Below are 23,134 nucleotides of genomic sequence, written 5' to 3' on the forward strand. Positions count from 1 at the left end.
GCGGGGGTTGCATTCGGTGCGTTCCACGCCAAGGATCGCGCCGGATGCAGCGTATGAGGGATGGATGAGCGGACTTCTGGCACTTCTGGACGATGTGGCGGCCATCTCAAAGGTCGCGGCGGCGTCCATCGACGACGTGGCGGGCCAGGCGGTCAAGGCTGGCGCCAAGGCTGCGGGCGCGGTCATCGACGATGCCGCGGTGACGCCGAAATACGTCCACGGCTTCGACGCCAGCCGAGAGCTTCCCATCGTCTGGAAGATCGCGCGCGGGTCGCTGTTCAACAAGCTGGTGATCCTGCTGCCCGTCGCGCTGCTGTTGTCGGCCTTTGCGCCCTGGGCGATATCGCCCCTGCTGATGCTGGGCGGGGCTTACCTGTGCTATGAAGGCGCCGAAAAGGTTGCCCATGCGCTTGGCTATGGCAACACCCATGACAGTGCGGAACACACCCATCCCAACACCGAGGGCGCCGCGTTGGAAGAACAGCGCGTGGCGGGCGCAATCAAGACCGACTTCATCCTGTCGGCCGAGATCATGGTCCTGGCCCTGTCCACCATTCCGGGCGACGACACGCTGTGGATGAAGGCACTGATCCTGGTTGTGGTCGCCGTGGGCATTACGGTCGCGGTTTACGGCTTTGTCGCGCTGATCGTGAAGGCCGACGACGTGGGCGTGCATATGGCGACGCGTCGGAACGGCCTGTCCTCGGCCATCGGGCGCGGCATCGTCAAGGTCATGCCCGGCTTCATGAAGGTGCTGACGGTCGTGGGCACCGCCGCGATGATCTGGGTGGGCGGCCAGATCGTGCTGCACGGTTTCGCCGAACTGGGCTGGGCCGGTCCCTATGACTGGATCCACCACCAGGCCGAGGCGGCGTCCCATGCCGTTCCCCAGGCGCCCGGCGTTGTCGCCTGGGCTGTCACGGCATTCTTTGACGGCATCTTCGGGTTGATCCTGGGCCTGATCCTGATCCCCATCGCCCACCACGTTATCAATCCGCTGTTGCAGGCAACGGTCGCGCCGCTGATGGCGCGGCTGCGCGGGGCGTGACCGCAACCGACGCAACGGCATGAATTATGGGGGCGCGGGTGGCGGTTTCGCGTTGTTGACCGGATGGTCAAAGGATGTCACCCTTCTGTCATACGGTTGTTGCGTTCGCGTCACCATGGCCCGTTAGGCCCGGTCCGCGAACCGCAACTCCATAAGGGGAGGAAATCATGAGCAGAATTTTCACAGCGTCCACCGTGGCGCTGATCGCGTCGCTGTCGGCGGCGAATGCGCAGACCGAAATCCAGTGGTGGCACGCCATGGGTGGCGAGTTGGGCGCCAAGCTGGAAGAAATCACCAAGGGCTTCAACGACGCGCAGGACGAATACACGGTCGTGCCGTCCTATAAGGGTACCTATCCCGAAACGATGACGGCGGCGATCGCCGCGTTCCGTGCGCAGCAGCAGCCTGCCATCGTCCAGGTGTTCGAAGTCGGCACCGGCACGATGATGGCCGCCGAGGGCGCCATTGTCCCGGTCCACCAGTTGATGGCGGATAACGACGTGGCCTTCGATCCCGCGGCCTATCTGCCTTCCGTGGTCGGCTATTACACCGACACCAACGGCAATATGCTGTCGCTGCCCTTCAACAGTTCGACCCCGATCGTGTATTACAACAAGACCGTGTTTGAAAAAGCGGGCCTTGATCCCGACACGCCGCCGAAAACCTGGGCCGAGCTGGAGGATTTCAGCAAGAAGATCATGGAATCGGACGCGGCCACCTGCGGCTTCACGACCCAGTGGATCAGCTGGATCCAGACCGAAAACCTGTCGGCCTGGCACAACCAGCCGATCGGAACCGAAGGGAACGGCTTCGGCGGCACGGCCGCGCGCCTGACATTGAACGGGCCGGTCCAGGTCAAGCATTGGGAAAACCTCAAGCGCCTGTCCGATGAAGGGATCTTCAAATACGGCGGCCCGGTGGGCGGCGACAATGCGGCGCCGATGTTCTATTCCCAGGACTGCGCGATGTACATGGCAAGCTCGGCCAGCCGGGCGGGCGTGATCGCCAATGCCAAGGACTTCGAGGTCGGCTATGGGATGCTGCCCTATTACGACGATGTTGAGGGCGCGCCGCAGAACTCCATCATCGGGGGTGCGTCCCTGTGGGTGCTGTCAGGCCGCCCGGATGCGGAATATGCCGGCGTGGCGAAGTTCTTCGAATACCTGTCCACCCCCGAGGTCCAGGCGGACTGGGCGTCCTTCTCGGGCTATCTGCCGATCACGCAGGCTGCGATGGACCAGATGTCCAGCTTCTATTCGGAAAACCCCGGCGCGGACACCGGCATCAAGCAGATCACGCTGAACGAGCCGACCGAGAATTCCAAAGGGCTGCGTTTCGGCAACTATGTCCAGATCCGCGGCATCATCGACGAGGAGTTCGAGCAGCTTCTGTCGGGGTCCAAGGACGCCCAGGGCGCGCTTGACGCCGTGGTCGAACGCGGCAACGCGCTGATCACGGAATTCGAAGCCCAGAACCAGTAACCATGGCCTTGGGGCCGCGCCACCCGCGCGGCCCCATTCCCATTCCACAAGGCAGGCTGGATGAAGCGCACCTTATTTCGAAACCAGTTGCTGCCCTGGCTGCTGCTGGCCCCGCAACTGGCGATCACCTTTGTGTTCTTCCTGTGGCCCGCAGCCCAAGCCGTCCGGCAAAGCTTTCTGCGCCAGGACGCATTCGGCATCAACACCACCTTCGTGGGCCTGACGAATTTCAAGGCGCTGTGGAACAGCCCGGAATACCTCAACTCGTTGCAGGTGACGGCGGTCTTTGCCGTGCTGGTCACGGTGCTGTCGATGGGTTTCGCACTGCTGCTGGCAGTGGCCGTGGACCGGATGATCCGGTCGACCAGCATCTATACCACGCTGCTGGTCTGGCCCTATGCGGTGGCCCCGGCGGTGGCGGGCATCCTGTGGTGGTTCATCTTCAACCCGACCATCGGCGTCATGCCCTATGTGCTGGAGGTCGTGGGTTACGACTGGAACCACATCAGTTCGAAAACCGACGCCATGACCCTGGTGGTGATCGCAAGCGCCTGGAAGCAGATCAGCTATAACTTCCTGTTCTTCGTGGCGGGCCTGCAATCCATTCCGGCCAGCCTGCGCGAGGCTGCCGCCATCGACGGCGCGGGGCCGGTGCGGCGATTCTTCGACATCACGGTGCCGCTGCTGTCGCCCACGACCTTTTTCCTTCTGGTCGTCAACATCGTCTATGCCATGTTCGACACCTTTGGCGTGATCGACGCCACGACCGAGGGCGGGCCTGCGCAGGCCACCAATATCCTGGTCTACAAGGTCTATTTCGACGGCTTCGTGGGACAGAACATGGGGTCGTCCGCCGCGCAATCGGTAATCCTGATGCTGATCGTGATCGCGCTGACGGTGGTCCAGTTCCGCTATGTCGAAAAGAAGGTGGCCTATTGATGATCGAGAACCGCCCTGGCCTGAACCTTCTGGCGCATTTGACCCTGATGGCGGGCGTGGCGATCGTCGCCCTGCCCGTCTGGGTGGCCTTTGTCGCATCCACCCATACCGCGACCGACTTCATGTCGGGCACGATCCCCGTCTGGCCCGGCCCCCATCTGATCGAGAACTACAGCCAGATGCTGGGCGCGGGCGTATCCACCAGCGGCACGCCCCCGGTGGGCACGATGATGTTCAACAGCCTGGTCATGGCCCTGATGATCGCCTGCGGCAAGATCGCGATTTCCATCACCTCGGCCTTTGCCATCGTGTATTTCCGCTTTCCCTTTCGAAACCTGGCCTTCTGGTGCATCTTCATCACCCTGATGCTGCCGGTCGAGGTTCGGATCGTGCCCACCTTCCAGGTCGTGGCCGATCTGGGAATGCTGAACAGCTATGCGGGCCTGTCGATCCCGCTGATCGCATCGGCCACCGCGACCTTTCTGTTCCGGCAGGTCTTCCTGACTATCCCCGACGAACTGACCGAGGCCGCGCGCATCGACGGCGCAGGCCCGATGAAATTCTTCCGCGACATCCTGCTGCCCTTGTCGCGGACCAATATCGCGGCGCTGTTCGTGATCCTGTTCATCTATGGCTGGAACCAATATCTGTGGCCGCTGCTGATCACCACCAGCAGCGATTATTACACCATCGTCGCGGGCATCAAGCGCATGGCCGACGCGGTGGACGGGCTGCCGCAATGGCATCTGGTGATGGCGACCGCCATGCTGGCGATGCTGCCCCCGGTCGCCGTGGTGATCGGGATGCAGCGCCTGTTCGTCAAAGGTCTTGTCGAGACGGAGAAATAAGACAATGGCATCCATAATCCTCGACACCGTCGGCAAGATCTATGCCGGCGGCACCCGCGCCGTGGGCGATGTCAGCATCGACATCGCGGATGGCGAATTCATTGTGCTGGTCGGACCGTCCGGTTGCGGCAAATCCACGTTGCTGCGGATGGTTGCGGGGCTGGAAAGCATCAGCGAGGGCACGGTCCGCATCGGCGACCGGGTGGTCAACGACATCGAGCCTGCCGACCGCGACATCGCCATGGTGTTCCAGAACTATGCGCTTTATCCGCATATGTCGGTGCGCCAGAACTTGGCCTATGGGCTGAAGAACCGCCGCACCCCCAAGGCGGAAATCGAACGCCGCGTGGCCCAGGCGGCCGAAATCCTGCAGATCGGTCCCTTCCTGGACCGCAAGCCCCGCGCCCTGTCGGGCGGCCAGCGTCAGCGCGTCGCCATGGGCCGCGCCATCGTCCGCGAACCGGCGGCCTTCCTGTTCGACGAACCGTTGTCGAACCTGGACGCCAAGCTGCGCGTGACCATGCGGCTGGAAATCAAGGAGTTGCAGCGCCGTCTGCGCACGACCTCGATCTATGTCACCCATGACCAGCTGGAAGCGATGACGCTGGCCGACCGGCTGGTGGTGCTGAACGCAGGCCGGATCGAACAGATCGGCACCCCGCTCGAGGTTTACCGCAAGCCCGCATCCACCTTTGTCGCGGGCTTCATCGGCAGTCCCGCGATGAACCTGATCAGCAGCCGCGCCGTGCCCCATCTGCCCGGCATCGCCCATGCCGGAACCATCGGCATCCGCCCCGAGGATCTGGTTGTTGCCCCCGACGGTCCCATCGACATGGAGGTTCTGGCGGTCGAGGAACTGGGCGCGCAACGCCTGGTCCACGGCCAGACCGGGGGCGAACGGCTGACGGTGACGATGCCGTCCAACGCGGATCTGTCCGACAGCCTGCGGCTGGCCTATCGCCCCGGATCGTTGCATTTGTTCCAAACCGATGGGCGGCGCATCGACTGATGTTCTTGTTTTGTTCCTGATGTTCCCGTGCTAGTATAAGGTGAGTTTCCAGAACGGGATTCGCCTCATGTGCTTTTCGCTGAACGGTTTGCATCATCCTTCGACCCCCTGCATCGTGCCGCCCTATATGCTGCGGGTGCTGGCGCTGCGCGGTGATGCCAAGACGGCTGAAATGGCGCGGACGCTGTTGAAGCAGACTGAAAAACTGCGCGACGAACGTGCCGAACTGACACGCGCGGGCCTGCCGCAAGCCCAGCCGGTCAGCGGCGCTTTCGCCACCACGGCGGTCAGCCCGGCCAGGGGGCTGTGCTGCCCCGACCGGCGCATCCATGACGGGCAGTTCCGCGCCGCCCTGCCGGGTCCGCTGGTCCGGTCCGAAGGCGACGACCCCACCGGCATCCCCGATGCCGACACTGCCTATGACGCCGCGGGCCAGGTCTTTTCCCTGTTTGCCGAGGAATACGGCCGCAACTCCCTGGATGGGCAGGGAATGCCCCTGATCGCCACGGTCCATCACCGCCGCGATTACAACAACGCCTTCTGGAGCGGAGAGCAGATGGCCTATGGCACCGGCGACGGCAAGGTATTCCGCACCTTTCTGGAACTGTCGGTGATAGGCCATGAAATGGCGCATGGCGTGATCCAGCATTCGGGCGGGCTGATCTATGAAAACCAGTCGGGCGCGCTGAACGAAAGCATCGCGGACGTGTTCGGCTCTCTTGCGCTGCAACGCGCCCTAGGACAAGAGGTGCATCAGGCCGACTGGCTGCTGGGGCGCGGCATCCTTGGCCCCGGCATCAACGGCACCGCGCTGCGCAGCATGAAGGCGCCGGGAACAGCCTATTCCGACGATCTCTTGGGCCAGGATCCCCAGCCCTGGCACATGGATCATTTCGTCACGACCACTGACGACAATGGCGGGGTGCATATCAATTCAGGGATCCCCAACCACGCCTTCTACCTGTTCTGCGCCTATCTGGGCGGACGGGCATGGGAGTTGCCGGGCCAGGTCTGGTATCGCGCGCTGCAGGCATTGAACAACCCCATGGCCAGCTTTTCGGACTGGGCCGACCAGACAATGGACGCGGCCATCGAACTGGCCGGGCGCGGCAGCATCGAGACGGTGATGCTGCGCCGTGCGTGGAAACTTGTCGGAATCGCAATCTAGGCTTAGATTCCCCCCATTAGCGGGGGATCCTTGCCATGATCATCGAAATTGCGGCGCAGGGCGGCTTTGGCGGCATCACCGCCGCGCAGTTGCGCAAGACCATCGACGTGGAAAACCAGTCCGAACAGATGCGCCAGGATCTGTGCGACGCATTCGAGCCTGACGAACTGGCCCGCCTGGCCCGCCAGCCCTGCGGCGACGGGGCGGACCGGATGACCTATCGCATCACGGTGACCGAGGATCGCCAGACCCGCAGCTTCACCCTGCAAGAACAGCAGATCCCCCCGGATATGCTGGATTTGATCGACCAGATGTAAAAAACGCGGACGGAACCGCGCCTTTCTTCTTCACTCAAATATCCCGCGGGGGTCCGGGGGCGCGAAGCCCCCGGCTTTACTTAATGATGCGCCTCGCGCTTGTGGCGACGGTTCCACATGATCGAGTTCACAAAGGCCGCGCCGATGAAGATCGCGCCCAAAAGGCCGGTCACGACCTCGGGCAGGTGCCACATGGTCTGGCCGAACATGATGATCGACAAGATCAGGATCGACCAGAAGGCGCCGTGTTCCAGATACACGACCTCGGGCAGGTGCCACATGGTCTGGCCGAACATGATGATCGACAAGATCAGGATCGACCAGAAGGCGCCGTGTTCCAGATACCGGAATTCCGCCAGCGTGCCCTTTTCGACCAGCATCACGGTCATGGACCGGACATACATGGCGCCGATGCCCAGGCCGATGGCGATCAGGAACAGGTTCTGGGTCAGGGCGAAGGCCCCGATCACGCCGTCAAAGCTGAAGGACGCGTCCAGCACTTCCAGATACAGGAACCCGCCCAGGCCCACTTGCGCCGCACCCTTCGCGGCGTCCTGCGCCTTGCCCCAGCGGTCCAGCACATGGCCAAGCGCATCCACCGCCAGAAAGGTGACGATGCCCCACATGGCGCTGAACATGAAGACCTGTTCGTCCCGCACCGGCAGCAGCCAGACGAACAGCAGGATGATCACCAGGACAAAGCCCACCTCCATCCCGCGCACCGATCCGGCACGCCGCAAGGCGCGCTCGACCTTGCCGATCCAGTCCACTTCCTTGGACTGGTCGAAGAAGAAGGTCAGCGCGACCAGCATCAGGAAGGAGCCGCCAAAGGCCGCGATGGGCAAATGCGCCTCGCCGATCAGGCTGGAATATTCCTCGGGATCGGTGGCGGCCAGTTGCAGCGCGGCCCAGGGTCCGATCTGTGCGGCGATCACCACGATCAGCAACGGGAACACGATCCGCATTCCGAAGACCGCGATAAGGATCCCCCAGGTCAGGAAACGGCGCTGCCATTGCGGCGTCATTTCCTTCAGCTTGTTGGCATTGACGATGGCATTGTCGAAGGACAGCGAGATTTCCAGGATCGCCAGCACGACCGCAATCATGAAAAAGGACACGGCGCCAGTCATGCTGCCGGTAAATCGATAGCCAAGCCATGCCGCCAGGGCGATGCCCACAACGGTGACGATCAGCGGCCAGCGCAAATAGGACATGGATGAGCGCATGGAGTCTTCTCCCTATGTGAACGGTCCGAGCATTAGGCGGCTGGCACCAGCCCGGCAAGGGTGTTTGCATGGTCCCGCCTTGCCCTGCGCGTCACCTGGACCCTATAGCCAGCGCTTCCACCGCAGCACCAGCCAGGTGGCTGCCGCCGTCCCGGCCATCAGCGCCAGCGCCATGGGATAGCCCCAGGGCTTGTGCAATTCGGGCATCACGTCGAAGTTCATGCCATAGATGCTGGCGATCAGCGTGGGGGGCAGGAACAGGGCCGCCACCACCGACAGGATGCGCACGGTGTTGTTCTGTTCCAGGTTGATCATGCCCAGCGTGGTGTCCACCGCCAGGCTGACGCGCGATCCCAGGAAATCCGCATGAACCTCCAAGGCCTGGACATCGCGCAACTGACCCTTGACCACCGGGCGCAGACGGCCGGATTCCGGCTGTTCACCGACCGTGGCGATATAGAATGCCAGCATCCGTTCGATGGTCAGCAGCGACAGGCGGACGCGGGCCATGGCCTCGGCCTCGCGGCCCACCTGGCGCAGCGCGGCTTGCAGCCGGTCGCCCTGTCCGCGCACGGTCCGGGTTTCAAAGATGGAGATCGTGGTGTCGTCCAGCAATCGGCCAGAGCCTTCCAGGATATCGGCCAGCCGGGCGACGATCTCCTCGATCAAGCCGATGAACAGGCGGTGCGCGGTGCCGCAGCCAAGGGTGGATCGTTCGCCGCGTTCGGGAAAGGTCAGGAAGGGCCGGGGCGAATGGTGGCGCACCGTCACCAGCCGCCCGGGCGACAAAATAAAGCTGACGGGCATCGTCACGCGGTTGCCGTCGCCCCGTTCGCCCGGCAGCACGGCGGTCATATAGTCCATCCCCGCTTCCCGATACAGCCGGTTCGAGATCTCGATTTCCTCCATGTCGGCCAGGGTCGGGACATCCACGCCCAACTCGCGCAGCAGGGCCATTTCATCCTTTCCCGGGGCGATCAGGTCGATCCAGATGGCGTCGGACAGCGCGGCGCCCTTGTCCTGCCGCAGGATGCGCCCCTGGCGGATGACATAGGAATACATCATGGCGGCGTTCCCGGTTCTGGAAAACAGGGCCTTGGTAGCCTGCCTGCCGGCAAAGAAAAAGGGTGCCGGCAAGGCACCCTTTCCCGTCCGGCGCGCGGTCGCGTCAGATCGTGCGATCGCGGAAATGATCGTCGATGTTGCGTTCGGCCTCGTCCTTGGTCCAGCCGTATTTTTCCTGCAACTTGCCGGTCAGCTGGTCCTTGCTGCCGTCGATCCGGTCCAGATCGTCATCGGTCAGGTCGCCCCATTTTTCCTTGACCGAGCCTTTGACCTGTTTCCATTTCCCCTGGATGATGTCCCAGTTCATGCCATGCCTCCTTGAAGCTGCTACCGGTCAATGAACATTTGGCAGCCGCAGGGGTTCCTGTCGGCCCGTTCAGTTCACCCGGTCGCAAGGCACGGCCCCTTCGGAAAAGGCGATCAGATTGTCCAGCGCGCGCAAGGCCATGGCGGTTCGGGTGTCGTCCGTGGCCGTGCCCAGATGCGGCAGCAGCGTGGCGTTCGGGGCGTCCAGCAGCGCCTGTGGCACCAGCGGTTCGCGTTCGTAAACGTCCAGGCCCGCGCCTGCAATGATAGCGCCATTCAGCGCCTCGATCAGGGCGGCCTCGTCCACCACATCCCCGCGCGCGATGTTGACCAGATAGCCTTGCGGGCCAAGCGCCGCCAGCTGGCGCGCGCCGATCAGGTGGCGCGTCCCCGCCCCGCCCGGCACCGCCAGGACGGCGACATCGGCCTGGTCCAGCATCGCGTCCAGGTCCGGGATTTGCCGCGCCGGAACGTCCAGGCCGGTCAGGGGGGATCTGTTGAAGAACAGCACCTGCATCCCGAACCCGTGGTGGCAACGCCGCGCAATGGCCTGGCCGATCCGTCCCATGCCGACGATGCCCACCGTCCGCCCGCTCAGATGCCCGCCCAGCAGTTGCGTGGGGTTCCAGCCGGTCCACTGGCCCGCGCGCAGGATCCGCTCTCCCTCGGTCGCGCGGCGCAGGGTCATCAGCATCAGCATCACCGCGATGTCGGCGGTGGCGTCCGTCACCACGTCGGGGGTGTTCGTCACGACGATCCCGGCATCCGTCGCGGCCTTCACGTCGATATGGTTGAAGCCCGCCCCGAAATTCGCAAGAATCCGGCAACGCGGCTGATTGGCAAAGGCGGCGGCCTTGAAGGCATCCCCCAGCGTCGGGATGATCGCGTCAAAGTCGCGCAACGCCTGCGCGGCCTCGGGTTCGGACAAGGGCGTGTTGTCGCGGAAGGTCGCGTCGAAGCGATTGCGGATTGCCTGGGTGGCACGGTCGGTCATGGGTCTTGTGACAAGCAGACGCATCAGTAAAGCCTTCCTCCATTCGGGACATCCAAGTCGGGACGGATCAGAACGACCTCTCCGTCCGGGTCGGGAACGCCCAGGACAAGAACCTCGGACCGGACGGGGCCGATCTGGCGGGGCGGAAAATTCACCACGCACAAGACCTGCTTGCCGACCAGCCGGTCCGGTTCGTAATGCCGCGTGATCTGGGCCGAGGATTTGCGTTCCCCCAGTTCCCCCAGATCCAGCCACAGCTTGATCGCGGGCTTTCGCGCCTCGGGGAAGGGTTCGGCGCGGGTGATGGTCGCCACGCGGATATCGACCTTGAGGAAATCGTCGAAGCTGATGGTCATTGCGCCCGCCCCAGTTCACGCCCGCGTTCAGTGGCGGCGGCAATGGTCCGCGCCATCAGCGGCGGCAGGCCGGTTTCGGGATCCATCAGGATCTTCAGCCCGGCGGCCGTGGTCCCGCCCGGAGAGGTGACGTTTTCACGCAAGATCGCCGGATCCTCGTCGGCGTCGATCGCCAGGGCACCGGCCCCGGCAACGGTCATGCGGGCCAGTTCCAGCGACAGGGCGGGGGGCAGCCCCTGCGCCTCGCCCGCCTTTGCCATCGCCTCGATCAGGTGAAAGACATAGGCCGGGCCGCTGCCCGACAGCCCGGTCACGGCGTCCATCTGATCTTCGCTGTCCAGCCGCACGACGCGCCCCACCGCGGCCATCAGGGTCTGCGTCAGGTCCAGATCGCGGGACGTTGCCCGGGCATTGCCGATCATGGCGGATATGCCCTGCCCGATGGCTGCGGGGGTGTTCGGCATGACGCGGACGATGGGCGCGCCGGGAAAGGCCGCCTCGAAGGTGGCGATGGTGGTGCCTGCCGCGACGGACAGCACCAGCGTATCGGACAGCACCGGCACGCGGCCCAACGCATCCGCCATCATCTGCGGCTTGACGGCCAGGACCAGCACGGCGGGGTCAGCGGGCAGCGCGGCGTTCACGCGCAATCCCTTGTCCTGCCATTCGGGCGCCAGGCGCGGGTCGATCACCGTCACGGCACCGGGTTGCAGCCCCCGCGCCAGCCAGCCGCGCAGCATCGCGCCGCCCATCCGGCCGCAGCCGACCAGAACCAGCCCGCGCTTGTTGATGTTGTCGAAATCGCCCATCCGGCCTCCCGTCCGAACAAAGGGGCCATGCGCCCCGTCAGGCCCGTCCGTAGGCCTCGCCCAAGGCGATGTCCAGTGCGGCGGCGGGGGTGCTGTTGCCCCAGGCAACCAGTTGGAAGGATGGATAGAACCGTTCGCAGCCCATCAGCGCATTGCCGATCATCTGGTCCACCTGTTCGGCGGATGTGACGGCATCGCCGCCCAGCACCAGGCCATAACGCCAGACCATCAGCCGCTGCTTGGACCAGAAGGTAAAGCCCCCATCCCAAACCTGGTCATTGGCCAGGTTCAGCGTTTCATAGATCAACGGCAGCTTGTCCGCCGGCGGGTCCAGGTCAAAGGTGCAGATCAGCCGCAACACTTCCTCGCGTGCCGACCATGCAAGGGTCAGGGAATAGCTGCGCCACTGGCCATCTACCGCCATGACGATCTGGTCGTCGGCCAGACGGTCGAAATCCCAGTGATGGTGGGCTGCGACCACCTCGACGATGTCGATCGGGTGAATCTCATCCGTCGGGATCATCGGATCCGTTTGTGCCATTCCTGCATCCTCAGTCGGGAAGCGATTCTGCCGCCGCTTAGCCCTTGGTCGTGCCACAACAAGCGGGATGGTGGCCCGAATGTCCTGCAAGATATCGTGGTCGCGATTTTGTCCGCTGTAAAGCGAAATATGCTGTAACGGTTGCGGCGGCCTGGCGGTTCCCTTAGCCGTTAAGCCTTGTTTTTCCAGATGATACGGTCGGACCATGCGCGGGGATCCTTCAGACGACATCGACAGGGCGGCGGGATCCGGCCCAGGGGACTGGATCGACCTGTCCGCCACGATCAACCGCCGTCCATGGGGCGCGGACAATCCTGCGCAGCGGACATCCGCAACGGATGCGGCGGAACGGCTGACCTTGGTCGCGGCGGACTGGTTCGGATGCGATCCCGCGCAGGTTCTGCCGGTCGAGGATGCCTTGGCTGCGATCCTGCGCCTGCCACCCGGGCGGGCGGCGGTTCTTGCGCCCGGCGATACCTGCCCTGCAACCTGCCTGCGGGCGGCGGGCTGGCAGGTCACACAGGCCGATGCGCTTGGCAAGATGGCGGGCTCCGCCCTGGCCCTGGTGGTCAATCCGAACAACCCCGATGGCCGGGAATCCCCTCCTGACGCGCTGAGGCGGCTGGCCCGGCAAGTGGGCCATCTGGTCGTGGACGAGCGTCTTGCCGATCCGCGCCCGGACCTGTCCCTGGCGCCCGACCTGCCCGCAAATGTCACCCTGCTGCGCAGCCTTCACCCGTTCTGGGGTCTTGCGGGGCTTGGCTTCGTGCTGGCGGACCCTGCCCTGCTGGGTCGGCTGTCGGGCGCGCCCCGGGCCGACCCCCAGGCCATGGCGCTTGGCGCACAGGCTATGGCCGACCGGGCCTGGGCCGATGCCACAGTGGTTTACCTGTCCGAGGCCGTCTTGCGCCTGGATCGCATCGCCGTTCGGGCGGGCTGGCGGATGGCCGGGGGCACGCATCTGTTCCGGCTGTATGACACGGGCGACGCGGCGGCGGCGCAGGACCGGCTGGCCCGCGCCCATATCCGGGCGTGCCGGTTCCCTAGGTCGGACCGCCTGCTGCGGCTGGCCATTCCAGTCCGGCACGCGGAATGGGACCGCCTGTCGGAAGCCTTGCGCGAAATTTAAGCACAAGCCCCAGGATCCCTCGCGCCGCCATTCACATTGTGTAAGCTGGGCGCCAGCAGCGGGAACAGCCATCATGTCGATCAAGGCCAGCATCTATCACCTGACGCATTACAAGTACGACCGCCCGGTCGTCCTTGGCCCCCAGGTGATCCGCCTGCGCCCCGCGCCCCATTCGCGCACCCGGGTGATCTCTCATTCGCTGAAGGTGACGCCCGAAGGGCATTTCGTGAACCACCAGCAGGATCCCTTTGGCAACTGGCTGGCCCGCTTTGTCTTTCCCGAACCCGTAAGCGAATTGAAGATCGAAGTCGATCTTGTCGCCGACATGACCGTCTATAACCCCTTCGACTTCTTCGTCGAGGACAGCGCCGAAACCTGGCCCTTCGCCTATGCCCCCGACTTAGCCGAGGAGCTGATCCCCTATCGGCAGGTCGAACCCGCCGGGCCGATGATGCAAGCCCTGCTGGACGGCATCCCGCGCGACAAGACCCGCACCGTCGATTTCGTGGTGAACCTGAACGCGCGCATCGCGGCTGACACGGCCTATACGATCCGCATGGAACCCGGCGTGCAGACGCCCGAGGAAACGCTCACCCTGCGCAGCGCATCCTGCCGCGATTCCACCTGGCTGCTGGTCAATGCGCTGCGGCACCTGGGCTTTGCCGCGCGCTTCGTGTCGGGTTATCTGATCCAGTTGAAGCCGGATCTGAAGGCGTTGGACGGTCCTTCGGGGACCGAGGTCGATTTCACCGACCTGCACGCCTGGGCCGAGGTCTACCTGCCCGGCGCGGGCTGGATCGGGCTTGACCCGACATCGGGCCTGCTGGCGGGCGAAAGCCATATCCCGCTGGCGGCGGCGCCGCATTACCGGTCCTGCGCGCCGATTTCAGGTGCCGCCAGCTTTGCCGAGGTCGATTTCAACTTCGATATGCAGATCCGCCGCGTGGCCGAACATCCGCGCATCACCAAGCCCTTCAGCGACGATGCCTGGACGGATCTCAACCGCCTGGGCCATCAGGTCGATGCCGCGCTGCGCGACGGCGACGTGCGCCTGACCATGGGGGGCGAGCCGACCTTTGTGTCCATCGACGATTTCGAGGCGTCCGAATGGAACACCGACGCGGTCGGACCGACCAAGCGTCACCGTGCCGACGTGCTGATCCGCAAGCTGCGCGATCGCTTTGCGCCCAACGGATTCCTGCATTATGGCCAGGGCAAGTGGTATCCCGGCGAAACGCTGCCCCGCTGGACCTTTTCGCTGTACTGGCGGCGCGACGGGCAGCCGGTCTGGCAGAACCCCGACGTGATCGCGCAGGAAACCGACAACAGCGCGGTGACGCCCTTGCAGGCCCAGGAACTGCTGCGGGAAATGGCCGCCGAACTGGGCGTGGGCGACGACACCATCCTGCCCGCCTTCGAGGATCCGGCGGAATGGCTGGTCAAGGAAGCCAACCTGCCCGCCAATGTCACCCCCGAGAACAGCGAACTGGCCGACCCCGAGGCGCGCCATCGCCTGGCCGCCGTCTTTGACCGCGGCCTGACCACACCCACGGGTTTCGTGCTGCCCATCCAGGCCTGGCAGGGCAAGGCCGGGCTGCGGTGGTATTCGGAACGCTGGCATCTGCGGCGAGGCCATGTCTTTCTTGTGCCCGGCGACAGTCCGGTCGGATACCGCCTGCCGCTGGCCTCGCTCCCGCATCTGCCGGAATCGGATTATCCCTATATCAACCCGACCGACCCCACGGTGGACCGCGCGCCCCTGCCCCGGCCGGGCGAGATCGCGCCCGACCGCAGGACTCAGCCGAGGGCGAGCTTCGTGGCCGGCACGCCGGGCCAGGATATCGTCCCTCAGGTGCCCGGCACCGGGGATGGGGAACTGCAGGGAACGGTCCGCACCGCGCTGTCCGTGGAACCCAAGAACGGGCGGCTGTGCGTGTTCATGCCGCCGGTCGCCACGCTGGAGGAATACCTGGACCTGCTGCACGCCGTCGAGGCCGCGGCCCTGCGCCTGAACCTGAAGGTCCATGTCGAGGGCTATGCGCCCCCGCACGACCCGCGCCTGAACGTGATCCGCGTGGCCCCGGACCCCGGCGTGATCGAGGTGAACATCCATCCCGCCGCGACCTGGGACGACTGCGTGTCGATCACCCAGGGCGTTTACGAGGACGCGCGCCAGTCCCGCCTGGGCGCGGAAAAGTTCATGATCGACGGCAAGCATACGGGCACCGGCGGGGGCAACCATGTCGTCGTGGGCGGGGCGACCACCAACGACAGCCCCTTCCTGCGCCGGCCGGATCTGCTGGCCAGCCTGATCCTGCACTGGAACCGGCATCCATCGCTCTCCTATCTGTTTTCGGGCCTGTTCATCGGCCCGACCAGCCAGGCCCCCCGCATCGACGAGGCGCGCCACGATGCGCTTTACGAACTGGAAATCGCGCTGGCCCAGATCCCCGCGCCGGACCGGGGCACCCCGCCCCTGCCCTGGCTGACCGACCGGCTGCTGCGCAACATCCTGACCGATGTCACCGGCAACACCCACCGGGCGGAAATCTGCATCGACAAGCTGTATTCCCCCGACGGTCCCACGGGCCGCCTGGGCCTGGTGGAATTCCGGGGCTTCGAGATGCCGCCCGACCCGCGCATGAGCCTGGCCCAGCAACTGCTGCTGCGGGCGCTGATCGCGCGGTTCTGGCGGGAACCGGCAACGGGCGACCTGACCCGCTGGGGCACGGCGCTGCACGACCGCTTCATGCTGCCGCATTTCGTCTGGGCCGATTTCCGCGACGTGCTGCGCGACCTGACGGACCACGGCTTTCCCATGCAGGAGGAGTGGTTCAAGGCCCAGGCCGAGTTCCGCTTTCCCTTCTGCGGCGAGGTCGAGGTCGAGGGCGTCCACCTGGAACTGCGCCAGGCCCTGGAACCCTGGCACGTCCTGGGCGAAACGGGGGCCATCGGCGGGACCGTGCGCTATACCGACAGTTCCACCGAACGCCTGCAGGTCAAGCTTGGATCGGCCGAACCCAGCCGCTATCAGGTGCTGTGCAATGGCCGCGTGGTGCCGCTGACCGGCATCGGCGCGGGCGAAGCCGTGGCGGGCGTGCGTTTCAAGGCGTGGCAGCCCGCATCCGCGATGCACCCGGTGGTGCCGGTCGATGCGCCGCTGACCTTTGACATCTTCGACACCTGGTCGAACCGCGCGATCGGCGGCTGCGTCTATCACGTGGCCCATCCAGGCGGGCGCAACTACGACACCTTCCCCGTCAACGGCAACGAGGCCGAGGCGCGTAGGCTGGCCCGCTTCAGCCCCAGGGGCCATACGCCCGGTCATGGCCTGTCCCCGCGTCCCGAACGCATCCACCGCGAATTTCCGCTGACGCTGGATCTGCGCCGTGCCCTGGGGGTGTGACGCGCCATGACCGGCGGGGGTGCCGTCGCCGTGGGTCAGCCGCGCAGCGCGTCCTATCGCCCGCTGCCCGGCGTTCCCGACGAGATGGTCGGGCCCGACGGCACCGTCCGCCCCCTGTGGCGGAAGTTGGTCGCCCATCTGGACGCCTTGTCCGACGAGGATCTGACGCGCGACCTGTCCCGCGCGGACCGTTACCTGCTGGATAGCGGCGTCTTCTACCGGCAATACGGTGCAGGCGAATCGACCGAGCGGCCCTGGCCGCTGAGCCATATCCCCGTGCTGCTGGCCGAGGATGACTGGACCCGCATCGGCCATGCCCTGAAGCAGCGCGCCGACCTGCTGGAAGCCGTGATGGCCGATCTTTACGGCCCCAACGCCCTTGTCGCCTCGGGGCAGTTGCCCGCCGCCCTTGTCGCGGGCAACCCGGAATGGCTGCGTCCGATGGTGGGCGTCAAGCCGCGCGGCGGGCATTTCCTGCATTTCCTAGCGTTCGAGCTGGGGCGCGGACCGGACGGGCAATGGTGGGTGCTGGCCGACCGGACGCAGGCGCCATCTGGCGCGGGCTATGCCCTGGAAAACCGCGTGGCCATCGCCCGCGCCTATTCCGAGCATTATCCCGACGGCAACGTGCATCGCCTGGCCGGGTTCTTTCGCGATTTCCGCGACGCGTTGCAACAACAGGCCCGCGACCACGACGGCCGCGTCGCGATCCTGACCCCCGGCCCCATGAACGAAACCTATTTCGAACACGCCTATATCGCCCGCTATCTGGGGTTCACGTTGCTGGAAGGGGACGACCTCTGCGTGGCGGATGACCGGCTGATGGTGCGCACCGTCCAGGGGATGCGCCAGGTCGATGTATTGTGGCGCCGGCTGGACGGGCAATATGCCGATCCGCTGGAACTGGACGCGGCGTCCAGGATCGGCACCCCCGGCATGGCCGCCGCGTTGCGGGCGGGCACGGTGACGATGGTCAATGCGCTGGGATCCGGCATTCTGGAAACGCGCGCCTTGATGGCATTCCTGCCGCAGCTTGCGCCCGAACTGGTCCGCGCGCCGCTGGCCATGCCCAATATCGCAACCTGGTGGTGCGGCACCCCGTCGGCGCGGGCGGCGGTGCGGGCCAGCCCCCGCCGGATGGTGCTGGCCGATGCCCTGACCACGCGTCCGCCCTTTGACCCGGCGGATGACCTGATCCGCGCCATCACCCTGTCGCCCCAGGCCCTTGACCGCCGATTGGCGCAAGACGGCGCCGACCTGGTCGCGCAAGAGGCCGTGACCCTGTCCACCACACCCGCCCTTGTGGCCGGCCGGCTGGTGCCGCGCCCGATGACGCTGCGGGTCTATCTGGCCCGGACCGCCGATGGCTGGGCGGTGATGCCGGGCGGATTCGCGCGGATCGGGGCGGGACCGGACGCATCGGCCATCGCCATGCAGGAAGGGGGGGCCGCGGCGGATGTCTGGGTGGTGGGCCGCTTCCCGGTGCCCGTGATCACCCTGGCCCGCCACGCCAGTTCCGCAGACAAGCGCATGATCCCCGGCGGCCTGCCTGCGCGGGCGGCCGACAACCTGTTCTGGCTGGGCCGCTATGCCGAACGGGCCGAAGGCATCGTGCGCCTGATGCGGGCCTATCATATGCGTTTGGCGGAATCGGGCACGGCGGGCGCGCAACTGCTGGAGGGCTTCGATCCGCTGTTCCGGCAGATGGGCATCGACGCCAAGGCCCCGATCCCGCAACGGCTGCTGGACAGCCTGGCCGCTGCCATCGGCAGCGCCAGCAGCGTGCGCGACCGCTTTTCCCCCGATGCCTGGTCGGCGCTGCACGACATCGACCGCAGCGCCCGCCGGATGGCCCCCCGGGTCGCGCCCGGCGACGACGCGGCCCGCGCGCTGTCCGCGCTGCTGCGCAAGCTGGCGGGGATTTCGGGCTTGGTGCATGAGAATATGTACCGCTTCGTCGGCTGGCGGTTCCTGACCATCGGGCGGCTGCACGAACGCGCCATGGGCACGGCGGCGGCCCTGGCGGTGTTGTGCGATCCCGATGCCCCCGAAGGCGCCCTGGATCTGGCGATCGAGATTGGCGACAGCGTGCTGACCCATCGGCGGCGCTTTGCCCTGGACGCGTCCCGCACAACGGTCATCGACCTTCTGGCGCTGGATCCGCTGAACCCGCGCGCGCTGCGCCACCAGATCGACGGGCTGCGCGAACAGGTGGACACGCTGCCCGCCGCCAATGACCACGGTGCGCTGTCCCCGCTGGCCCGCGAAGTGCTGCGCCTGCACGCCGACTTGGCAACCGCCGATCCCGACAGCCTGACGACCCCCGCGCTGTGGTCCTTGCGCGGCCGCATCGCGGGGCTGTCGGACCTGCTGACCAAGGCCTATTTCCCCTGATGCTGTATCGCCTGCGCCTGTCCATCCGTTACGACTTTGCCCGGCCGACGGGGGCGGGGCGGCAGCTTCTGCGCATCACCCCCGCCGACCTGCCGGGCTGGCAAGAGGTCCAGCAGACCGCCATCACCATCACCCCGCAGCCTACCGAACGCAGCAGCTTTGTCGATTTCTTCGGGAACGAGGTGACCGAACTGGTCTTGCCCGCCGGCCTGACGCAGTTGAGGTTCGACATGACGGGCCGCGTGCTGCGCCACCGGGACGAGACGGAACTGGACCTGTCGGCCACGCCCGCGAACCTTTCCCTGGATCTGGACGAGATCACCGATCTTGGTCCCCATTCGCCCCACCACTTCCTGCGCCCCTCGCCCCGCATTCCGCAGGTGGCGTCCATCACCGATTTCGCCCGCGCCGCCTGCGCCGATGCCGCCACCGTGCGCGAGGCGGTCGAAGCCCTGGGCCGCGCCATCCACGCCCATATGCGCTTTGACGCCGATGCCACCGAGGTGGATACCCCCATCGCCCAGGCCTTTGCCGGACAGAAGGGCGTTTGCCAGGATTTCTCGCAGATCATGATATCGGGCCTGCGCGGCCTGGGGATTCCCGGGGCCTATGTTTCGGGCTTCCTGCGCACGATCCCGCCACCGGGCAAGCCCCGGCTGGAGGGGGCGGATGCCATGCACGCCTGGGTCCGCGCCTGGACCGGGGCCGAGGCGGGATGGTGCGAATACGATCCAACCAATGCCCGCTTCGTGGACGCCGATCATGTGACCATCGGCTATGGCCGCGATTACGGCGACGTGGCGCCGGTCACGGGGTCGATGCGGTTGGCCGGATCGCAGTCGGGCAGCCACAGCGTCGACATCCTGGCCGAGGATTAGGGCCGATTGTGCAGCATCGTCGAACACTGAAGCCAGCATTGCTGGCCTAATTCAAGATATTTCATCGGCTTATATCCATGTCATAGAAACGACAAACGAATGAGAGAACCGATGAAAACCTTTGCAACCGTTCTTGGCGCCCTGATCCTGGCAACCGGCACCGCACAAGCGGCCAGCTACAACTCGGGCAATTCCGATTCCGATATGCCGACCGCCCCCGTCGTCGCGACCAGTGCCGTGCAGGTCAAGGCCGCGGATGTCCTGTCCTCGAAGGAACTGGAACGGGCCGGGCTTGATGCCGATGCCGAACTGACCGTCAGCGACTTTACCGCCCCCGGCGAACGGTCCACCTATATCCGCTGACCGCAGCGTCACGATGTCGAAAGCCGCCCCCTTGGGGCGGTTTTCCTTTTCCGCGGCGCGATGCATGGTGACACATGGACATCAGCGTGTTTCGCACTTTTGTCAGCGTCGTTGACGAAGGCAGCTTTTCGACCGCCGCATTGCGGATGGGCATTTCCCGCAGCCTGTGCAGCAAGCACGTCGCGGATCTGGAGGCGCATCTGGGCGTCCGCCTGTTGACGCGCACCACCCGCAAGGTGACGCCGACCCCCATGGGCCTGTCCTATAGCCGCGACCTGCGCGAGGTTCTGGCCCGGCTGGATGCCGCCACCGAATCGGTCAAGGCCGCCTCGGGCAACCTGTCAGGCACGCTCAAGATCGGCAGCCCGATCTTTTATACGCTGAAGGTGCTGCAACCGCATCTGCTGGACTTCATGGAACGCCATCGCGACGTCCAGTTGCAGATCGTGCTGGACGACGGCGCCAGCGACATCATCGGCGACGGCTTCGATGCCGTGATCCGCATCGGCAACCTCAAGGATTCAACCCTGTACGCGCGCAAGCTGCACACGGTCCGCATCATGCTTGTGGCGGCGCCCGATTACCTTGACCGGAACGGCCCCCCGGAACGGCCCGCCGACCTGCTGCGCCATGATTGCCTGCATTATACGAACCTGCCGGGCAACCTGACCTGGCCCCTGCGCCGGGGCAGCCGCACGATCCGCCAGCCGGTGCGGCCCAGTTTTTCCAGCAACAACACCGAATTGCTGCATTCCATGGCCGTGAATGGCAGGGGACTGGCGCTCTTGCCGGAATTCATCATCCGCGACGATGTCGAGGCAGGCAGGCTGGTGATCCTGATGCCCGAATACGCCCTGCCCGATCTGCCGGTAAGCCTGGTCTATCCCTCGGGCAAGCTGCTGACGGGGGCTATGCGCAGCTTCCTGGATTTCGCATCCAAGCTGCAACTTTCATGAAAAAGGCGCCCCGAAGGGCGCCTTTCCGGTCACTGTCCCACGCTGTCAGCAGCTGTAATACATCGCGTATTCGATCGGGTGGGGCGTATGCTCATAGGCATAAACCTCTTCCCATTTCAGCTTGATATAGGATTCCAGCTGGTCGCGGGTGAAGACATCGCCCTGCAGCAGGAAGTCCATGTCCTTCTCCAGCTCCTCCAGCGCCTCGCGCAGGCTGCCGCAGACGGTCGGGATTTCGGCCAGTTCCTCGGGGGGCAGGTCGTACAGGTCCTTGTCCGACGCGGGGCCGGGGTCGATCCGGTTCTTGATCCCGTCCAGGCCCGCCATCAGCAGGGCCGCGAAGGCCAGATAGGGGTTGGCGGCCGGGTCGGGGAAACGGGCCTCGACGCGCTTGGCTTTCGGCGATTCCGTCCACGGAATACGGACGCAGCCCGACCGGTTGCGCGCGGAATAGGCCCGCAGCACCGGCGCCTCGAAGCCCGGGATCAGCCGCTTGTAGCTGTTGGTGGCCGGGTTGGTCAGCGCGTTCAGCGCCTTGGCGTGCTTGAGGATGCCCCCGATGAAATACAGCGCCTCCTGCGACAGGTCGGCGTATTTATCGCCGGAAAACAGCGGCTTGCCGTCCTTCCAGATCGACATATTGACGTGCATCCCCGACCCGTTGTCGCCCTTCATGGGCTTGGGCATGAACGTCACCGACTTGCCATAGGCATGGGCCACGTTGTGGATGACGTATTTGTATTTCTGGATGTTGTCGGCCTGTTCGACCAGACCGCCGAAGATCAGGCCCAGTTCGTGCTGCGCCGAGGCGACCTCGTGGTGGTGCTTGTCCACCTTCATGCCCATGCGCTTCATGGTGGACAGCATCTCGCCCCGGATGTCCTGGGCGGCATCGATGGGGTTGACCGGGAAATAGCCGCCCTTGTGGGCCGCGCGATGGCCGGTATTGCCCATCTCGTATTCGGTATCGGTGTTCCAGGCCGCATCGACGGAATCGATCTGGTAGGACACCTTTTGCGGCGAAACCTGGTAACGCACGTCGTCAAAGATGAAGAACTCGGCCTCGGGACCGAAATAGGCCGTGTCGCCGATGCCGGTCGATTTCAGATAGGCCTCGGCCTTGACGGCGGTGCCACGCGGATCGCGGCTGTAGGCCTCGCCCGTGTCGGGTTCTGCGACGTTGCAATGCACGCACAGCGTCTTTTCGGCATAGAACGGATCCAGATAAACCGAAGCCGGATCGGGGATCAGCTTCATGTCGGACTGGTCGATGGACTTCCAGCCGGCGATGGATGACCCGTCGAACATGAAGCCTTCCTCGAAGAAGTCTTCGTCGATAAGATCGACATCCAGCGTCACATGCTGAAGCTTGCCCTTGGGATCGGTGAAGCGGACGTCGACATAGGCGACCTCCTCGTCCTTCAGAAGCTTCAAAACGTCTTTGACCGTCATCTCTTCCCTTTCTGCGTAGATGCGGCCCGGTCGTCCTGCCGGGCGCGATAATCCTGTTGGGATATTGTTCTTCTTGTGTTCAGACAGCGTCGTCGCCGGTTTCACCCGTGCGAATGCGGATTGCCTGCTCGACAGGCGATACGAAAATCTTGCCGTCGCCGATCTTTTCGGTGCGCGCCGCGCCGACGATCGCGTCAATGGCGGCATCGACCTGGTCGTCGGGCAGCACCATCTCGATCTTCACCTTGGGCAGGAAATCGACCACATATTCGGCGCCGCGATAAAGCTCGGTATGGCCCTTCTGGCGGCCAAAGCCCTTGACCTCGGTTACGGAAAGACCCTGCACGCCCACTTCCTGAAGCGCTTCCTTTACATCATCCAGCTTGAACGGCTTGATGATCGCCTCGATCTTCTTCATCGCAATGATCCTTCCTCGCGGCTTGTCTGAC

22 protein-coding genes are annotated in these 23,134 nt (G+C 65.0%); 13 read left to right on the top strand and 9 right to left on the bottom strand.

Translation table 11 applies throughout. The annotated features are described in order from the left end of the window. Window positions 1-64 precede the first annotated feature (64 nt). The 7 genes from Q5701_RS03500 to Q5701_RS03530 all read left to right on the top strand — a co-directional run bounded on the left by Q5701_RS03500 (window position 65) and on the right by Q5701_RS03530 (window position 6,810). Complete coding sequence (locus Q5701_RS03500) at window positions 65-1,048, top strand: DUF808 domain-containing protein (protein ID WP_306753770.1); 984 nt, start codon at window positions 65-67, stop codon at window positions 1,046-1,048. A gap of 167 nt (window positions 1,049-1,215) precedes the next feature. Further along, entirely contained in the window at window positions 1,216-2,529 is a 1,314-nt protein-coding gene (gene ugpB, locus Q5701_RS03505) for a sn-glycerol-3-phosphate ABC transporter substrate-binding protein UgpB (RefSeq protein ID WP_306753772.1), read from the top strand. A gap of 60 nt (window positions 2,530-2,589) precedes the next feature. After that, entirely contained in the window at window positions 2,590-3,468 is an 879-nt protein-coding gene (ugpA, locus tag Q5701_RS03510) for a sn-glycerol-3-phosphate ABC transporter permease UgpA (protein ID WP_234853546.1), read from the top strand. Then, a complete protein-coding gene (ugpE, locus tag Q5701_RS03515) occupies window positions 3,468-4,316 on the top strand; it encodes a sn-glycerol-3-phosphate ABC transporter permease UgpE (RefSeq protein ID WP_234853547.1) in 849 nt (282 codons plus the stop codon). The genes ugpA and ugpE overlap by 1 nt, the downstream gene beginning before the upstream one ends. A gap of 4 nt (window positions 4,317-4,320) precedes the next feature. Further along, window positions 4,321-5,325 carry a sn-glycerol-3-phosphate ABC transporter ATP-binding protein UgpC gene (gene ugpC / locus Q5701_RS03520; protein WP_306753773.1) on the top strand — a complete coding sequence of 335 codons (1,005 nt, stop codon included), beginning with the start codon at window positions 4,321-4,323 and terminating at the stop codon, window positions 5,323-5,325. A gap of 67 nt (window positions 5,326-5,392) precedes the next feature. Beyond that, on the top strand, window positions 5,393-6,493 hold the full coding sequence (locus Q5701_RS03525) for a M4 family metallopeptidase (protein WP_306753774.1): 1,101 nt from the start codon (window positions 5,393-5,395) through the stop codon (window positions 6,491-6,493). A 35-nt stretch (window positions 6,494-6,528) separates the two neighbouring features. Then, window positions 6,529-6,810 (top strand): protealysin inhibitor emfourin, encoded by a 282-nt coding sequence (locus tag Q5701_RS03530; protein WP_234853550.1) that lies wholly within the window; start codon window positions 6,529-6,531, stop codon window positions 6,808-6,810. A gap of 80 nt (window positions 6,811-6,890) precedes the next feature. On the opposite strand, the gene Q5701_RS03535 is transcribed toward Q5701_RS03530, so the two are convergent. From Q5701_RS03535 to Q5701_RS03565, 7 genes are all read right to left on the bottom strand, one after another. Beyond that, window positions 6,891-8,024 carry a DUF475 domain-containing protein gene (locus Q5701_RS03535; protein ID WP_306753775.1) on the bottom strand — a complete coding sequence of 378 codons (1,134 nt, stop codon included), beginning with the start codon at window positions 8,022-8,024 and terminating at the stop codon, window positions 6,891-6,893. Window positions 8,025-8,138: 114 nt separating this feature from the next. Further along, a complete protein-coding gene (locus tag Q5701_RS03540; protein ID WP_306753778.1) occupies window positions 8,139-9,101 on the bottom strand; it encodes a magnesium transporter CorA family protein in 963 nt (320 codons plus the stop codon). A 103-nt stretch (window positions 9,102-9,204) separates the two neighbouring features. Beyond that, entirely contained in the window at window positions 9,205-9,408 is a 204-nt protein-coding gene (locus Q5701_RS03545) for a CsbD family protein (protein WP_306753779.1), read from the bottom strand. 69 nt (window positions 9,409-9,477) lie between these two features. After that, on the bottom strand, window positions 9,478-10,425 hold the full coding sequence (locus tag Q5701_RS03550) for a 2-hydroxyacid dehydrogenase (protein WP_306753781.1): 948 nt from the start codon (window positions 10,423-10,425) through the stop codon (window positions 9,478-9,480). Next, window positions 10,425-10,757, bottom strand: coding sequence for a tRNA-binding protein (locus Q5701_RS03555; RefSeq protein ID WP_306753782.1), 333 nt, complete (start codon window positions 10,755-10,757; stop codon window positions 10,425-10,427). Before Q5701_RS03555 ends, Q5701_RS03550 begins: the two co-directional genes overlap by 1 nt. Then, a complete protein-coding gene (gene proC, locus Q5701_RS03560; protein ID WP_306753783.1) occupies window positions 10,754-11,566 on the bottom strand; it encodes a pyrroline-5-carboxylate reductase in 813 nt (270 codons plus the stop codon). Before proC ends, Q5701_RS03555 begins: the two co-directional genes overlap by 4 nt. A 37-nt stretch (window positions 11,567-11,603) precedes the next feature. Next, window positions 11,604-12,107 (bottom strand): type III secretion system chaperone family protein, encoded by a 504-nt coding sequence (locus Q5701_RS03565; RefSeq protein WP_306753784.1) that lies wholly within the window; start codon window positions 12,105-12,107, stop codon window positions 11,604-11,606. Window positions 12,108-12,312: 205 nt separating this feature from the next. Between Q5701_RS03565 and Q5701_RS03570 the strand changes: the two genes are divergently transcribed. The 6 genes from Q5701_RS03570 to Q5701_RS03595 all read left to right on the top strand — a co-directional run bounded on the left by Q5701_RS03570 (window position 12,313) and on the right by Q5701_RS03595 (window position 21,233). After that, complete coding sequence (locus Q5701_RS03570; protein WP_306753785.1) at window positions 12,313-13,236, top strand: aminotransferase class I/II-fold pyridoxal phosphate-dependent enzyme; 924 nt, start codon at window positions 12,313-12,315, stop codon at window positions 13,234-13,236. Window positions 13,237-13,309: 73 nt separating this feature from the next. Then, window positions 13,310-16,642, top strand: coding sequence for a transglutaminase family protein (locus tag Q5701_RS03575; RefSeq protein WP_306753786.1), 3,333 nt, complete (start codon window positions 13,310-13,312; stop codon window positions 16,640-16,642). Between the two features lie 6 nt (window positions 16,643-16,648). Beyond that, the gene (locus Q5701_RS03580; protein WP_306753787.1) at window positions 16,649-19,036 is read left to right on the top strand and encodes a circularly permuted type 2 ATP-grasp protein; all 2,388 of its coding nucleotides are present in this window, start codon (window positions 16,649-16,651) and stop codon (window positions 19,034-19,036) included. After that, window positions 19,036-19,914 carry a transglutaminase family protein gene (locus Q5701_RS03585; protein WP_306753788.1) on the top strand — a complete coding sequence of 293 codons (879 nt, stop codon included), beginning with the start codon at window positions 19,036-19,038 and terminating at the stop codon, window positions 19,912-19,914. Before Q5701_RS03580 ends, Q5701_RS03585 begins: the two co-directional genes overlap by 1 nt. A gap of 111 nt (window positions 19,915-20,025) precedes the next feature. Beyond that, window positions 20,026-20,277 (top strand): hypothetical protein, encoded by a 252-nt coding sequence (locus Q5701_RS03590; RefSeq protein ID WP_306753789.1) that lies wholly within the window; start codon window positions 20,026-20,028, stop codon window positions 20,275-20,277. A gap of 74 nt (window positions 20,278-20,351) precedes the next feature. Beyond that, entirely contained in the window at window positions 20,352-21,233 is an 882-nt protein-coding gene (locus Q5701_RS03595) for a LysR family transcriptional regulator (protein WP_306753791.1), read from the top strand. A gap of 45 nt (window positions 21,234-21,278) precedes the next feature. Here Q5701_RS03595 and glnA read toward each other — a convergent pair whose 3' ends face one another. Then, window positions 21,279-22,685: a type I glutamate--ammonia ligase gene (glnA, locus tag Q5701_RS03600; protein ID WP_306753793.1), complete on the bottom strand. Its 1,407-nt coding sequence runs from the start codon at window positions 22,683-22,685 to the stop codon at window positions 21,279-21,281. Between the two features lie 79 nt (window positions 22,686-22,764). Beyond that, window positions 22,765-23,103 (bottom strand): P-II family nitrogen regulator, encoded by a 339-nt coding sequence (locus Q5701_RS03605; RefSeq protein ID WP_126153840.1) that lies wholly within the window; start codon window positions 23,101-23,103, stop codon window positions 22,765-22,767. Between the last annotated feature and the right edge of the window lie 31 nt (window positions 23,104-23,134).

Source organism: Paracoccus actinidiae, assembly GCF_030863885.1.
Taxonomy (GTDB): Bacteria; Pseudomonadota; Alphaproteobacteria; order Rhodobacterales; family Rhodobacteraceae; genus Paracoccus; species Paracoccus everestensis.